This window comes from Streptomyces musisoli (genome assembly GCF_016741855.1).
GTDB classification, from domain to species: domain Bacteria; phylum Actinomycetota; class Actinomycetes; order Streptomycetales; family Streptomycetaceae; genus Streptomyces; species Streptomyces musisoli.
The window spans coordinates 1-500 of the sequence record NZ_JAERRH010000115.1 but is presented as its reverse complement, the minus strand read 5'-3'; the positions used below and the strand labels follow the sequence as shown (position 1 = coordinate 500).

Sequence of the window (500 nt, the reverse complement as noted above, 5' to 3'; positions counted from 1 at the left end):
GTGGGGCAGCCGCGGTTGCCGTTCTCGTGGGCGGGTGTGTCCTTGGCGTCGTCCGTCGGTGGTTCGGTGTTGCGGGTGCGGCTGTCCGAGGTCGGCGAGGATGCGGTGTCCTTGTCGGCGTGGGACGCTGCGGGCCGGCCGGTGGTGTCGGTGCGGTCGCTGACGCTGCGTGCGGTCAGTCCCGAGCAGCTGCGGGCGGGCCGGCAGGAGGACCTGTACCGGCTGGAGTGGCAGCGGCTGCCGGCCGCGTCGGTGCCGACGGCCGGTGATCACTGCGCGGTCCTTGGCCCCGACCTGGACCTCGGCACTCTCGGCGACTCGGTGCCCGGCATCGTCGTCGCGCCCTTCGTGGCGGGTGACGTGCCGGTGGACCGTCTGGCCGGTGAGGTGCGGGCGGCGACGGGGCGTGCTCTGGCGTTGGTTCAGCGGTTCCTGTCGGAGGAGCGCTGGGCGTCGTCCCGGTTGGTCTTCGTCACCCGTGGTGCGGTGGCGGTGCGGCC

General features: G+C 73.8%; 1 protein-coding gene. It reads left to right on the top strand.

The window, feature by feature from the left end; all coding sequences use genetic code 11:
- Positions 1 to 42: 42 nt before the first annotated feature.
- Positions 43 to 500, top strand: a 458-nt coding sequence (locus JK361_RS40710; protein WP_201828273.1) for a SpnB-like Rossmann fold domain-containing protein, incomplete at its 3' end; no start/stop codon positions are given.